The sequence below is a fragment of the Streptomyces sp. NPDC030840 genome, from assembly GCF_055572015.1.
Genome location: NZ_JBVIEE010000009.1, coordinates 233865 through 248219 on the forward strand (window position 1 = coordinate 233865; position 14355 = coordinate 248219).

General features: G+C 71.0%; 10 protein-coding genes and 1 riboswitch. Of the genes, 7 read left to right on the forward strand and 3 right to left on the reverse strand.

Annotated features, from left to right (window positions below; genetic code table 11):
• The first annotated feature begins 84 nt into the window (after positions 1-84).
• Together ACZ49J_RS21535 and ACZ49J_RS21540 are read left to right on the forward strand one after the other, a co-directional pair.
• Complete coding sequence (locus ACZ49J_RS21535) at positions 85-1410, forward strand: PspC domain-containing protein (RefSeq protein WP_467450069.1); 1326 nt, start codon at positions 85-87, stop codon at positions 1408-1410.
• Positions 1407-2285 carry a LuxR C-terminal-related transcriptional regulator gene (locus ACZ49J_RS21540; protein ID WP_467450070.1) on the forward strand — a complete coding sequence of 293 codons (879 nt, stop codon included), beginning with the start codon at positions 1407-1409 and terminating at the stop codon, positions 2283-2285. The genes ACZ49J_RS21535 and ACZ49J_RS21540 overlap by 4 nt, the downstream gene beginning before the upstream one ends.
• A 94-nt stretch (positions 2286-2379) precedes the next feature.
• On the opposite strand, the gene ACZ49J_RS21545 is transcribed toward ACZ49J_RS21540, so the two are convergent.
• Complete coding sequence (locus ACZ49J_RS21545) at positions 2380-3246, reverse strand: methyltransferase domain-containing protein (RefSeq protein ID WP_467450071.1); 867 nt, start codon at positions 3244-3246, stop codon at positions 2380-2382.
• Between the two features lie 85 nt (positions 3247-3331).
• On the opposite strand from ACZ49J_RS21545, the gene pdxR reads away from it, so the two are divergent.
• The 3 genes from pdxR to ACZ49J_RS21560 all read left to right on the forward strand — a co-directional run bounded on the left by pdxR (position 3332) and on the right by ACZ49J_RS21560 (position 7958).
• Entirely contained in the window at positions 3332-4879 is a 1548-nt protein-coding gene (gene pdxR, locus ACZ49J_RS21550) for a MocR-like pyridoxine biosynthesis transcription factor PdxR (RefSeq protein WP_467450073.1), read from the forward strand.
• Positions 4880-4987: 108 nt separating this feature from the next.
• The gene (locus ACZ49J_RS21555; RefSeq protein WP_467450075.1) at positions 4988-6205 is read left to right on the forward strand and encodes an AAA family ATPase; all 1218 of its coding nucleotides are present in this window, start codon (positions 4988-4990) and stop codon (positions 6203-6205) included.
• Between the two features lie 118 nt (positions 6206-6323).
• Positions 6324-7958, forward strand: a complete 1635-nt coding sequence (locus tag ACZ49J_RS21560) for a vWA domain-containing protein (RefSeq protein ID WP_467450077.1) — start codon at positions 6324-6326, stop codon at positions 7956-7958.
• A gap of 37 nt (positions 7959-7995) precedes the next feature.
• Here the strand turns inward: ACZ49J_RS21560 and ACZ49J_RS21565 are convergent, their stop codons facing one another.
• The gene (locus ACZ49J_RS21565; RefSeq protein ID WP_467450079.1) at positions 7996-9066 is read right to left on the reverse strand and encodes a C40 family peptidase; all 1071 of its coding nucleotides are present in this window, start codon (positions 9064-9066) and stop codon (positions 7996-7998) included.
• Between the two features lie 430 nt (positions 9067-9496).
• Here ACZ49J_RS21565 and ACZ49J_RS21570 point away from each other — a divergent pair, with 430 nt between their 5' ends.
• Positions 9497-9850 (forward strand): hypothetical protein, encoded by a 354-nt coding sequence (locus ACZ49J_RS21570; protein WP_467450082.1) that lies wholly within the window; start codon positions 9497-9499, stop codon positions 9848-9850.
• 163 nt (positions 9851-10013) lie between these two features.
• On the opposite strand, the gene ACZ49J_RS21575 is transcribed toward ACZ49J_RS21570, so the two are convergent.
• Entirely contained in the window at positions 10014-11177 is a 1164-nt protein-coding gene (locus tag ACZ49J_RS21575) for a C40 family peptidase (protein ID WP_467450084.1), read from the reverse strand.
• A 9-nt stretch (positions 11178-11186) separates the two neighbouring features.
• Positions 11187-11357: riboswitch (cyclic di-AMP (ydaO/yuaA leader) on the reverse strand.
• A 400-nt stretch (positions 11358-11757) separates the two neighbouring features.
• On the opposite strand from ACZ49J_RS21575, the gene pcrA reads away from it, so the two are divergent.
• Positions 11758-14241, forward strand: coding sequence for a DNA helicase PcrA (gene pcrA, locus ACZ49J_RS21580; protein WP_467450086.1), 2484 nt, complete (start codon positions 11758-11760; stop codon positions 14239-14241).
• Positions 14242-14355: the final 114 nt, after the last annotated feature.

Below are 14355 nucleotides of genomic sequence, written 5' to 3' on the forward strand. Positions count from 1 at the left end.
CCTGGCCGAACCCTGATATTCGCCCCGGGAACTGTTCGATCACGACCCGGTCGAAGATCAGGGGTGTCTCCGGGACAGACCCTGATGCCCCGGGCCGCCATGCGTGTGAACATCGATGGCATGCCGGAAGCCGCAGCAGTGCCAGTCGACGTCCCGCGGCCCCCGCGCAAGCTCTACCGGAGCAGCGACGGTCGCTGGCTCGGAGGCGTGGCGCGAGGGCTCGCAGGGCATCTCGGGCTGCCCGTGACCTGGCTGAGGCTCGTGTTCGTCGGCCTGTTCCTCGCGGACGGCCTCGGCGCCCTGTTGTACGCGGCGTTCTGGTTCTTCGTCCCGCTCGGCGTGGGCGGTGTCGACAACCAGCGGCCCCCGGCCGTCTCCACCGAGACCTCACCGGACGGCCGGCGCAAGCTCGTGGCCCGCAGGCCGGACAGGGGGCAGATCGTCGCCCTGCTCCTCATGGTCGTTGTGGCCATGGTCTTCGTCGGCAATGTGAACCTCGGCGACGGAGCCAAGGCGTACCTGTGGCCGACCGTGCTGGTCGCCGCCGGTGTCGCCCTGGTCTGGCGCCAGGCGGACAACGCGCGACGGGCCCGCTGGGTCGAGGTCGGCCGCCGTCGGCGCACGCTCACGCTGCTCCGTTCCGTGGGTGGTGTCCTGCTCGTCACCGCGGGCGTCTCCGGGATATTCGTCCTACAGGGCTCCGCGGCCCACCTCGGCTCGGTCCTGCAGGCCGCGCTCGCGGTCCTCGTGGGGATAGCGCTGCTCGCCGGCCCGTATCTCGTCCGCATGACGCAGGACCTCTCCGAGGAGCGGCTGATGCGTATCCGCGCCCAGGAGCGGGCGGAGGTGGCGGCCCACGTCCACGACTCCGTGCTGCACACCCTGACGCTGATACAACGCAACGCCGAGAACGCGAACGAGGTGCGCCGCCTGGCCCGAGCTCAGGAGCGCGACCTGCGCAACTGGCTCTACAAACCCGAGGGCACCGGCAAGGACCAGGACGACGAGCCCAACACCCTGGCGGAGGCCGTGAAGCGCAGCGCCGCAGAGGTGGAGGACAAGCACGGCGTCCCCATCGAGGTCGTGGTCGTCGGTGACTGTCCCCTCGACGAGCGCCTGGGCGCGCAGATGCAGGCCGCGCGCGAGGCGATGGTGAACGCCGCCAAGTACGGTGGCGAGGGCGGCGCCGTACAGGTCTACGCCGAAGTCGAGGGGAGAACGGTCTTCGTGTCCGTGCGTGACAGGGGTCCCGGCTTCGACCTCGACTCGATACCCGCCGACCGCATGGGTGTCAGAGAATCGATCATCGGTCGCATGGAGCGCAACGGCGGTACGGCACGGCTCCGCGCCGTACCGGACGGCGGCACGGAGGTCGAGCTGGAGATGGAGAAGGCGGAGGCGACGTCATGAGCGACGCGAACGGGGCGAGCGGTCAGGCCAGGCCGGACGGGACGTTCCCCGGTACCGGCCCCACCGGCCCTGCGGGTCCCGCCGATCAGGCGGGCGTCGAGGCGGCCGCGGACGCACCAGGGGGTTCGGTGGGGGAGAGAGGGAGCGAGTTGACGCAGGGGGCCGAGCCGGCCCGGGGTAGTGAGCCGGCGGAGGCGGCCGGTTCGGCACCGGGGCGCCGGGTCCGGGTCGTACTGGTCGACGACCACCGCATGTTCCGCACGGGCGTGCAGGCGGAGATCGGGCAGACGGAGAATACTGGTGTCGAGGTCGTCGGAGAGGCGGCTGACGTCGACCAGGCGGTGAGCGTCATCACGGCCGCACGGCCCGAGGTGGTGCTCCTCGATGTGCACCTCCCGGGCGGTGGCGGCGTCGAAGTACTGCGCCGGTGCGCCGCGTTGATGTCCGACGTCGAGCAGCCCGTCCGCTTCCTCGCCCTCTCCGTCTCGGACGCGGCGGAGGACGTCATCGGAGTCATCCGGGGAGGTGCCCGAGGGTACGTCACCAAGACGATCACCGGTACGGACCTGGTCGACTCGATCTTTCGCGTCCAGGAGGGCGACGCGGTGTTCTCGCCGAGGCTGGCCGGCTTCGTCCTCGACGCCTTCGCCTCCACGGACGCCCCGCCCGTCGACGAGGACCTGGACCGTCTCACCCAGCGTGAGCGTGAGGTCCTGCGCCTCATCGCCCGTGGCTACGCGTACAAGGAGATCGCCAAGCAGCTGTACATCTCCGTCAAGACGGTGGAGTCCCATGTCTCGGCGGTACTGCGGAAGTTGCAGTTGTCCAACCGGCACGAGCTGACGAGGTGGGCGACGGCACGACGGCTGGTATGAACCGAGCCCCGCTCCGAGCCGGGCCCTGTTCCGAGCCGGGCCCTGTTCCGAGCCGGGCGGGAGCCCTGGCCGGGGCACCGGCCAGGGCCGCGCTTCACCCAGCCCTACCGCTTGGACTGGCCTGACCGTTCCCGCGAGGGTTCACGGCCACCGCCTTGAAGAACGTGTAGTGGAACGTCCCTTCGTCCGTCGCCGTTCGGTGCAGGTCGGCGATGCCTCGGTCCCAGTCGGAGGGAGTGATCAGGCCTGCGGCCAGGGCGTCCTCCCGGACGGACTCGATCATGGCGATGAACGTGTTCCGGGTGAAGCCGTTCACCAGGGCGGGGCGGGAGCGGTCGGCGTAGACCGTGCGGGGGTGAACGGTGATGTCCTCGAAGCCGGATTCCGAGAGAAGGGGATGGAGTTGACGGCCGATGAGGGCGTTCCCGCCTCCGCCGGACTGAAGGCGGATCTGGCAGTCGATCGCGGCCTGGGCGTGGGCGCTGTCGGGGTGAAAGAACGCCGAACCGTGGTCGCCTTCGATGACGGTGAGGCTGCCGCCGGGCCGCAGGACGCGGCGCAGGGAGGTGAGCGCCTGGTGGGGAGCGTCCAGGTGTTCCAGCACGAAGCAGACGAAGACGTGGTCGAACTCGGCGTCGGTGAAAGGAAGGTCGAAGATGTTCGCCTGGGTCCAGGTCACATGGGCGCGGGGTGCGTGAGCCGTCACCCGGGCGCGGGCCTGGGCCAGCGAGGACGCCGAGATGTCGACCGCCGTGAAGTGGGTTTCCGGGTTCATGGTCACGAGGTGGACGGTCTGGGCTCCGACTCCGCAGCCCGCCTCCAGGACCTTGCTGCCCGCCGGGAACGCCGTGTCGTGGTGGAGCAGCGTCGCCAGGGTGTCGGCCTGGTCTCCGAGGCGGCGGGTCTCGTGGTCGGAGTAGCCGTGGACGTAGTCGGGAGGCATGGGTGCGGAAGCGGTCATGGGATGAGCATCGTTCGACAATGGTTCGGTGAACAGAGCCAAGGACCTGTCTGACGACAGGTCCAAAGAGGTTGGGGGATGCGCGGTGAGTTCCGGTGAAGGGTCGTCGGTCGGCTCCGGCGGCGGATCCGCCGTTGGTCCCGGTGAAGGCACCGACTTCCTGCAACTCGACATCAGGGACGCCCCGTCCGGAGGGCGGGCCGAGTGGCTGGCAGGCCGGCTGCGGAGCGCGATCGCCGACGGACGGCTGCCCGTGGGCAGCCGGCTCCCCGCGACCCGGGTGCTCGCCGCCGAGCTCCGCGTGTCCCGCGGCCTGGTGACCGAGGCGTACCAACGGCTCACGGAGGACGGCCACGTGGCCGGGCAAGGGCGCAAGGGGACGGTCGTGACGGCGGCGCCCGCGCTCCCGCCCACACCGGCCCGGCACCCGTCACCGGCGGCGAGCCGAGCGGCCGACCAACTGTTCGCCGCTCCACCTGATGACGACGTCTTCGACGTCGTCCGCTCCGTGCCCGCCCGGATCGACCTCTCACCCGGAGTCCCCGACCTCACCGCCTTCCCACGGGTGGCCTGGCTCCGCGCCGAACGGGCTGTGCTCGACGAGTTGGCTCCGAACGGCTTCGCGTACGGCGATCCGCGGGGCACACCGGAGTTGCGGCGGGCTGTGGCCGGATGGCTGGCGCGGTACCGGAACATTCGGGCGGACCCCGACGAGGTGCTGATCGTGGCCGGGACCGCGCAGGCACTGGCGCTGATCGGGCAGGTGCTCCGGGAGGACGCTGTCGAGGAGATCGCGGTGGAGGAGCCCGGATCGCTCGGTGTGCGGCAGCATCTCCAGCGGCAGGGGCTGCGTACACCGCCGGTTCCGGTGGACGGACAGGGCGTCCGTGTGTCCGAACTCCGCGCAGGGGGAGCCGTTTTGCTCACCCCGGCGCACCAGTTCCCGACCGGGGTCGTGCTCGGGGGCGCGCGGAGACGGGATCTCATGCGGTGGGCGGAGAAGGGCGGGCTGATCGTGGAGGACGACTACGACGCGGAGCACCGGTACGACCGCCCGCCCGTACCCGCGCTGCGGGCGATGCTGCCGGAGAGGGTCTGCTACGCGGGGAGCGTGTCCAAGCTGCTGGCGCCCGCGCTGCGTACGGGGTGGGTGGTGGCGCCACCGCGCTATCGGGACGCCCTCGTGGCCGCCAAGCGCTTCGCCGACCTGGGTAATCCCTCGCTGCCCCAGCTCGTCCTCGCCCGGCTGATGGAGACCGGTGAACTGGAGCGGCACCTACGGAAGTTGCGGCACCGGCACCGAAGCCGCCGGGACGCGATGATCACGGCGATACGGGAGCACCTGCCCGGAGCGGCGGTCCACGGCGCGGCCGCCGGACTCCACCTGCTGATCACCTTCGGTGGGGCGGCGGACAGGACCGCAGCGGCGCGGGGACGGGGGGAGCTCGCCGACACCGAGCTGGCGGCGGCCGCGCTCGCCCGGGGCGTCAAGGTCCATCCCCTCTCCTGGCACCGCCAGCGTCCGGGACCGCCCGGGCTCCTCCTCGGCTACGCCGCCTCCCCGGCCACGGCCGTCGCGGAGGGGGTGGCGACGCTGGGCGAGGTGCTGCGCGGACTCGGCGGGGTCCACTGACTCCGGGTTGGCCCTCAGCGACTCCTCGCTCCGTCGTAGGTTCGGTCCCTACAACCGGAGAATTGCGTTTCGGCAACCCAACAGAACGTCACACGTCAGGAGTTGGACATGGACGTACAGGACGCGCAGAGCATGCGGGACGCGGGGGACACGGCCAAGCGGCTGCGGGCGATCAGCGACGAGTTGTCGGACCGTTTCTACGAGCGGGACGACGTGGTGCGGACGCTGGTGGTCACGCTGCTGGCCGGGCAGCACTCGTTAGTGCTCGGCCCGCCCGGAACGGCGAAGTCCGAGATGGCGCGGGAGCTCACGGGCAGAGTCGAGGGGGCGGCCTACTGGGAGATCCTCCTGTCGAAGTTCACCGCGCCGACGAGGATGTTCGGTCCCATCGACGTGGCCGCGCTGGCCCGCGGCGAGTACCGCCAGGTCTATGACGGCCGGGCCACGACCGCGCATGTCGCGTTCATCGACGAGATCTTCAAGTGCTCCACGGCTGCGCTGAACGAGACACTGGGCTACCTCAACGAGAGGATCTACCACCCCGAGAACGGCGGCGAGCCGATCCGCTGCCCCCTGATCGGAGCCATCACGGCGAGCAACGAGCTGCCGGGCGAAGAGGACGCGGCCGCGATCTACGACCGACTGCTGGTGCGGATCGAGGTCGGGTACCTGGAAGACCCCTCGAACTTCGCCGCGCTGGTCCGTTCCGCCGTCAGCCGCCCGGCGGCGCGGTCGCGGACCACCATCGAGCTGGCCGCCCTGCAGCACGCCGTGACCGAAGCCGTCCCGGCCGTGGACGTTCCGGACGTGATCGTGGACGCGGTGTGTACGCTGCGGGCCGCCCTGCGCCGCAAGGAACTCGTCGCCTCCGACCGCCGTTGGCGGCAGGCGGTGGGACTGCTCCAGGCGTCCGCCTACCTCGACGGCCGCCCGGCGGTCGCCGAGACCGACCTGTCGGTGCTGACCCACGTGCTGTGGGACTCGCCCGCCGAACGCCCCACCGTCGAGCGCGAGGTGCTGCACCTGGTCAACCCCGACGCGAAGGAGGCACTCGACCTGGCCGACGCCATCGATGAGCTGGAGGCCCAGCTCGACGCCATGGCAGGACAGTCTCGCGAGGCGCTGAGCGACTGGGTCATCAAAAAGGCCCACAACAAGCTCGCCATGGCGGGGAAGCGCCTGGAGAAGCTGCGTGAGGAGGCGGCGAGCGCGGGCCGCTCCACCGCGGCCATCGACCGGGTCACCGGCCGCCAGCGCGCTGTCCGCGCCCGTGTTCTCACTGAGGCCCTCGGCGTGGACGCGAGCATGGTGCAGGCCCAGCTCTGACCACCGGCGGGACAGGCCCATGGACAGGACGCCCGAGAAGGGCGGCAGGACGCCGGAGAGGGCGGCAGGACGCCGAGAGGACGGCAGAGAACGCTGAGATGGACGGCAGGGCAGTGAGATGGCCGACAGGGCACTGAGCAAGATCGACGAGCTGGCGAGCGGGGCCGGGAAATGGCTGGGCCTGTCGTCCGCCACCCCTCCCACGCGGCACACCGCGGCCGTGGTCGCGGACCGGTTCGACCGGATCGCGTGGCGTGACACCTACGAGCAGTCGGCCGGACTGCGCGACCTCGCGCGGGAACTGACCGAGCGCCACGACTGCACGACCGACCTCCTGACCGACGTGTTCCTGGCCGCCTACAAGGTCCGCCCGCGCTTGCGGGAGCGCGCGGAGATGGACCCCTCCCGGCTGGTCAACCACCAGGTCATCACCTGCCTGGTGGAGTCACCGGAGTTCGCCGAGCTGCATCGGGAGACGGCCGGTGACCCCTACGCAGCCGCCATGGCCGTGCTCGCCCAGGCCGCTGTGCTGCGGGGGCTGCTGGAGCGCTCCCGTCCGGCCCAGGAGCGGTCCGAGCAGGCGAGCAGGGCCCGGCAGGACGCCGAAGGCGCGGCGGCAGCGGTGAGCGAGGCGCTCCAGCGGGCCGCCGACGAGGCGGACTGGTCCGAGGGGGCGGGCACCGTGCCGGCCTCGTTCGCCGACGCCGCACGACGGGCGATGGAGGCAGCCGAGGCCGCCGACGCCGCCGCGCGGCAGGCCGCCCAGTACGCCACGCAGGCCCTCGCGGCGGCGGTCCCCGGTGTCAGTGCCGCCGCGCGGAACGCGGCGGCGAAGGCCGCCGAGGCCGTGCGGGAGGAGGCCGCGCTGGTGCGGGCGTGGGGCGTCGGTCCCGGCGAGCTGGACCGGATGCCGTTCGAGCAGCGCGCTCGGCTCGCCGAGCGGTTGCGCACGAGCCGTCTCGCGCAGTGGGCCGAGCTGATCGGCCGCTTCCGTCAGATGGCGGGCGGCGAGCGCGCCCGCAAGGTGGAGAACGCCACGGGCGAACTGGTCGGTGTCACGCTCGGCAACGACCTCTCCCGTGTCATCCCCTCCGAGCTGGCGGCTCTCGGCGTGCCCGAGCTGCGTGCGGTGTTCGCCGTGCGCTACGCCGCCGGCGAACTGATGCTCTACGACAGCCAGGGCGAGCAGACCAGCGGCCAGGGCGCGATCATCGTGTGCGTGGACACCTCGCACTCCATGTACGAGGCGGGGCCCGGCGGAGTCACCCGGGAGGCGTGGGCCAAGGCATGCGCCCTGGCGCTGCTGGATCAGGCCCGGCACGCGGGGCGTGACTTCGTGGGCATCCTGTTCTCCGCCGCCGACAAGATCCAGGTCTTCCGTTTCCCGGCCGACCGGCCCGCCGGGATCGCCCGGACCCTCGACTTCGCGGAGACCTTCCTCGGCGGCGGCACGAGCTACCAGCGGCCGCTGTCGGCGGCCGCCGAGCTGCTGGAAGAGGAGTTCAACGACACCAGCCGCAGACGGGGCGACATCGTGATGATCACCGACGACGACTGCGGCGTCACCGAACAGTGGATGCGCGGCTGGAACGAGGCCAAGCACCGCCTGGGTTTCCGGGTCTTCGGCGTCGCGGTCGGCGCGCCCCGGGTCGCCGAGGCCGACTCGGTCCTGGACACCCTGTGCGACAACCTCCGTTCCGTCGAGGACCTCACCGATGTCCACGCCGCCGTCGACCTCTTCCGCGTGATCTGACCCGGATCGCACCGTCCGCGGAGCCCGCGCGCGGGGCTCACACCACCCGCGTGGCCCCCGCGAACGGCATCTCGTCCACCGGCGCCACCCGCACAGGCGCCCCCGGACGGGGCGCGTGGATCATCTGCCCGTTCCCCGCGTAGATGCCCACATGGCTGATCCCGGAGTAGAAGAACACCAGGTCACCGGGCAGAAGCTGGGAGCGCGCGACGCGCTGTCCCGCGCCGATCTGCGCGTATGTCGTCCGGGGCAGTGAGACCCCGGCCGCGCGGTACGCCGCCTGCGCGAGCCCTGAGCAGTCGAAGGCGTCGGGGCCGGTCGCGCCCCACACGTACGGGCTGCCGAGCTTGCCGTACGCGTACGAGAGCGCCGTGGCCGCCCGTGGGCTGGGTGCCCGGTCGGTGGAGGAGGCCGCCGAGAGGGGGCCGAGGCCACGGGCCGCGAGCCCGGCCCGCGAAGCGTGCCCTGCGCCTCCCTCCGGGGCCGGCCACGTCCGCTCGTCCTTCGAGAGCCCCGCCAGCAGACGCCTTGCCTCGCCCAGCTTTCCGGTGATTGTCCGCTTGTGTCGCTCGAGGTCCGTCTGCCTGGACGCCAGCCGGGAGAGTTCGATGCGCGCGGCGCCCCGCAGTCGCCCGATCTCCCTCAACTGCCTCCGCACGTTCGCCACGTCCGATGCCTGACGGCTGCCCATCCGTTCCGCGAAGGCCGCGCCGTCCAGGTACGCGTCCGGGTCGTCGCTCAGCGCGAGCTGCAGCGCGGGATCCATGCCGCCGCCGCGGTACTGCGCCGCCGCCATCGAACCGAGCTTCTCGCGCGCCGAGTTCAGCCCCTCCGTCCGGCGTGCCGCCTCGTCCCGCAGGTCCTCCAGCCGCTCCCTCGCCTCGCCGGCCCTCTCCCGCGCGCCGTTGTACTGCTCGGTGGCGGCCTCCGCCTCCTCGTACAACTTGTTCACCTTCGCCTGGACCTGCGCCGGTGTGAGCTGTGGTTCGGCGTGCCCGGTGCCGTCGAAGCCGGCCGCGCTCGCCGCGCCCGCCAGGGCGATGGTGAAGGCGGTACGAGCCGTGTTGCCGCCGAGGGGGCGCTGTCTGGGCCTGCGGTGCGCTGGCAAGTGGGCGTCACGTCCTTTCGTGCGACGTACGACCGAGACGGCCTGTCGGCCGGACCGCCGTGGGGATCGACGGTCGCGCATCCGGCGGCGGCCGCACAGGGGGAGCGAGCCGCCGCCGGACCTCTCGGCGGAGGTGCCCGACTGCCGCCCCTGGCTCGGGCGACGGTGGGGAGCCGGCCACCTGGGGGAGGACGCTAAGCCTGGATGTGTCCGCTTGGTAACGCCATGTACGGAATTGGTGCCAGTGGACCACCAGTGACCGTATGTGACCGTGATCTCCGTCCGGCGGCGCCGACTTCACGCGGAGCGATGACCGATGCGGCAGTTTCGCGCCAAAGGGACGTGAAGCGGTGCTAAGGGCGCATATATGCGACGGATCAGCGGGCCCGGTGACCGGCCGCGCGAGGGCCCCTGGTTAGGCTCCGGCTCCATGGACGTACTCATCCATCTCTTCGTCGCCCTGCACATCATCGGCATCGCCTCCCTCCTGGGCGGCTTCCTCACCCAGATGAAGGCGATGGGGCAGGGGACGGCCCGTTTCGTGCCCGCCATGCTGCACGGCGCGCTGACGATGCTCATCACCGGCGCCGTCCTGGTCGGCCTCAACCAGGCCGACGACCAGCCGGTCAACAACATCAAGATCGGTGTGAAGCTGGCTCTGCTGGTCGTGATCCTCGGGCTCGTCTACGTGAAGCGCGACGAGGAGCGGGTGGAGAAGGGGCTGTTCGCCCTCGTGGGCGCCCTGACCACGGCGAACATCTTCATCGCGGTGCTCTGGACCTGACCCGGACCGTATTCTGCCCCGGCCGTCCGCGAAAGCCGAGCCGGTGCGCGGCCCGCTCTGGGCCAGGAGGCCGGTGCGGCCCTGAAGGCCGGCGAGGAAGCCGGTGCCGGCCCTGACCGCCGGCGAGGAGCCGAGATCAGGGCCGGGCGGGACAGTGGGGGCGTTATGCCGGCCGCACCACGCTGTGGATCGCCGACTCGCCGTCGTAGAAGATCGACTCCTCGCGGACGTAGGCCCCCGGCTTGGGCGCGTGGATCATCATGCCGTTGCCGATGTACAGGCCGACGTGACTGATGTCGTCGTAGAAGAAGACGAGGTCACCGGGCCTGGCGTCGGCAAGCGAGACGGTCCTGCCCGCGTTGACCTGGTCATACGTGGTGCGCGGCAGGTCGACGCCGGCGGCCTTCCAGGCGGCCTGGGTGAGCCCGGAGCAGTCGTACGAGTCCGGCCCGGTCGCGCCCCAGACGTAGGGCTTGCCGATCTGCGCGCGAGCGAACGTAAGGGCCTTGGCGGCCTTCGTGGCGTACGTGGAGTCCTCGGCCGGGGCCTCGACCGTGGAGGTGCTGCCGGCGGTCTGCTCCTCGGCTGCCTGCTGCTGCGCCGCCTGCTGCTGCTCCGCCTCGGCCGCCTGCTGTCGCGCGAGCTCCGCCGCCCGGCGCTCGGCCTCCGCCCGCTTCTCCTGCTCGATGGCCGCGAGGCGGGCCTTCTCCTCGGCGGTCAGCTTGGCCAGCAGCTCACGGGCCTCGGTGAGCTTCGCCTGGACCTGTGCCTTGGCCGACTTCAGCCTGGCCTGGGAGTCGGTGAGCGACTGGAGGCTCTCGGTGGCCTCCTGGCGCTTCTGAGCCGTCTCCGTCTGCTGGGTGATGTAGTCGTCGACCACGTCCTTCTGACGTTCCGTCAAGCGGTTCATCAGCTGGGTCTGGTCGAAGTAGTCCTGCGGGTCGTCCGCCAGCAGCATCGCGGCCGTGTCCGGGGAGGCGGCGCCGGTCCGGTACTGGGCGGCGGCGAACGAACCCAGCCTCTCCCGGGCCTCGTTGAGCTTCTCCGTACGCTTGGCGACATCGTCCAGAAGCGTGTCGACACGCTTCTTCTGCTTGGTCGTCCTCTCCTCGGCGGCGTTGTACTTCTCGGTCGCCGACCCGGCCTGGCGGTAGAGGTCGCCGACCTTCTTCTCGACCTCTTCGAGGCTCGGTTTGTCGTCGGTCGAGGGCGCGGCGTTCGCCGTCTGGGAGAACAGGGCCATGGACGTCAGTGCCGCCGTCGCCAGGGCGGGTGTCCGTATGCCTGCGCGCGTCCGGGCAGGACGCGACTTGCGGTGCGGCGCCATGAAAGGCGGGCTCCTTCCGTAGTCCGCCTACCGAGTTAGCTGTCGGGTTCGGGCGCTTGCATCGGAAGGTGTGCCCTACGGCCCGTGCCGCGTACGGCAGGTGGGCCGATTCACCCCAAGGTCGGTTGGGTCCCCGGCTCCGGCTCCGCGAGGGTGCGCCGGACTCGGCGGAGGCCGCACGGCCCGGCGACGTTCGCCGGTTGGGTCGAGCGGCCCACAAGAACGCTAGCCAACTCGTGTGGCCGCTGTGAAGGTTGGTGCGCGATATGCCCGATACGTTTTCGTGACCTTGACGCGGGGCGTCGCTGATCGTGGCGAATCCGGGTTGGTATGAAGGGGTTCGCTCTTTGTGTGAGATCCGTCTGTCTTATTCCATGTACTGGCGAATAGGCAGTTTGGTGGATGGGGTGGCACGTGTACCCGGCGCACGCGGCGCGGTCACCGGTTGTGACGGCACGAGTCCGGACAGTGAGGATCGCCCTGGTGGTCGGCTCCGGACGATCGTCGGCCGGACGGGGGCCGGGCCGAGTTCGCGGGGCGGCCCCTCGGTGTCGGTGGGGCGGCCTAGACTCGGAGAGCGATGAGCAGCCTCTTTGACGACAGCTTCCTGGCGGACCTCAAGGCCCCGCGGGCCCATGAGGAAGAGCCCCCGCCACCGCCCGAGGACGAGCACGTGCCGGAGCCGATTCCGGACGACCTGTTCGGCGGCCGGTTCGACGTGCCGCCGGACAGGGACGCGTACTACCGCGACGGCGCCCCCCGCCCCGCGGTGGACCCGGCCGCGCTCCTGGAGGGGCTGAACGAGAACCAGCGCGCGGCGGTCGTCCACTCCGGCACCCCCCTGCTCATCGTGGCCGGCGCCGGCTCCGGCAAGACCCGCGTGCTCACCCACCGCATCGCCCACCTCCTCGGCGAGCGGCACGTCCACCCGGGCCAGATCCTCGCGATCACCTTCACCAACAAGGCCGCGGGCGAGATGAAGGAGCGCGTCGAGCAGCTCGTCGGCCCGCGGGCGAACGCGATGTGGGTGATGACGTTCCACAGCGCGTGCGTACGGATCCTGCGGCGGGAGAGCAAGAAGCTCGGCTTCACGTCGTCCTTCTCGATCTACGACGCCGCCGACAGCAAGCGGCTGATGGCGCTCGTCTGCCGTGACCTGGACCTCGATCCCAAGCGCTTCCCGCCCAAGTCGTTCAGCGCCAAGATCTCGAACCTGAAGAACGAGCTGATCGACGAGGAGGACTTCGCCGCCCAGGCCGCCGACGGCTTCGAGAAGACCCTCGCCCAGGCGTACGCGCTCTACCAGTCGCGGCTGCGCGAGGCCAACGCCCTCGACTTCGACGACCTGATCATGACGACGGTCAACCTGTTGCGCGCCTTCCCGGACGTCGCCGAGCACTACCGCCGCCGCTTCCGCCACGTCCTCGTCGACGAGTACCAGGACACCAACCACGCCCAGTACGCCCTCGTCCGGGAACTCGTCGGCACTTCCGAGCACCCCGTGGACGTACCGCCGGGCCCGGACGACCTCCAGCCCGCCGAGCTGTGCGTCGTGGGTGACGCCGACCAGTCGATCTACGCTTTCCGCGGGGCCACGATCCGCAACATCCTCCAGTTCGAGGAGGACTACCCGGACGCGACGACGATCCTGCTGGAGCAGAACTACCGCTCCACCCAGACGATCCTGAGCGCCGCCAACGCCGTCATCGAGCGCAACGAGTCCCGCCGCCCCAAGAACCTGTGGACCAACGCGGGCGCGGGCGCCCGCATCACCGGCTATGTGGCGGACACCGAGCACGACGAGGCGCAGTTCGTCGCCGACGAGATAGACCGGCTGACGGACGCGGGCGACGCGAAGGCCGGCGACGTCGCCGTCTTCTACCGTACGAACGCCCAGTCCCGTGTCTTCGAAGAGGTCTTCATCCGCGTCGGCCTGCCCTACAAGGTCGTCGGTGGCGTCCGCTTCTACGAGCGCAAGGAGGTCCGGGACGTCCTGGCCTACCTCAGGGTCCTGGCCAACCCGGAGGACTCGGTCCCGCTGCGCCGTATCCTTAACGTCCCCAAGCGCGGCATCGGCGAGCGCGCCGAAGCGATGATCGACGCGCTCGCCCAGCGCGAGAAGATCAGCTTCCCGCAGGCGCTGCGGCGCGTCGACGAGGCGTACGGCATGGCGGCGCGCTCCACGAACGCCGTCAAGCGGTTCAACACGCTCATGGAGGACCTGCGCACGATCGTCGACTCGGGCGCCGGCCCGGCCACGGTCCTGGAGGCCATCCTCGAACGCACCGGCTACCTGGCCGAGTTGCAGGCCTCGACCGACCCCCAGGACGAGACCCGCATCGAGAACCTCCAGGAACTCGCCGCCGTGGCCCTGGAGTTCGAGCAGGAGCGCGCCGAGGGCGAGGCGGGCACGCTCGCCGACTTCCTGGAGCAGGTCGCCCTGGTCGCCGACTCCGACCAGATCCCGGACGAGGAGGACGGTGACGGCGTCATCACGCTGATGACCCTCCACACCGCCAAGGGTCTGGAGTTCCCGGTCGTCTTCCTCACCGGCATGGAGGACGGGGTCTTCCCGCACATGCGCGCCCTCGGCCAGACCAAGGAGCTGGAGGAGGAGCGGCGCCTGGCGTACGTGGGCATCACGCGCGCGAGGGAACGGCTCTACCTGACCCGCTCCACCATGCGCAGCGCCTGGGGCCAGCCGTCGTACAACCCGCCGTCCCGCTTCCTGGAGGAGATCCCGGCCACGCACCTGGACTGGAAGCGCACGGGCGCGCCCGCGGCCCCCGTGTCCTCCGGGCCCGCCTCGGGTATCGCTGCCTCCCTGTCGTCCTCGCGCTCCCGTTCGTCCGCCGCGGGCGCCTCCGGTTTCGCGACGCGACGCGCCTCCGAGAAGCCGGTCGTCTCCCTGGCCGTCGGCGACCGCGTCACCCACGACCAGTTCGGCCTGGGCACGGTCGTCGCCGTCAAGGGCACGGGTGCCAACGCCGAGGCGACGATCGACTTCGGCGACACCAAGCCGAAGCGGCTGCTCCTGCGGTACGCGCCGGTGGAGAAGCTGTAGGGGGCCAGGCTCCGGACACGGGTCGGGGCCCCCGCTTCCCGCAGGGGCCCGGTCATTCTTTGTTCTGCGGCGGGCAGCGGTGTGGGTGGACAGCGGTGTGGGGTGCTGCGGGAC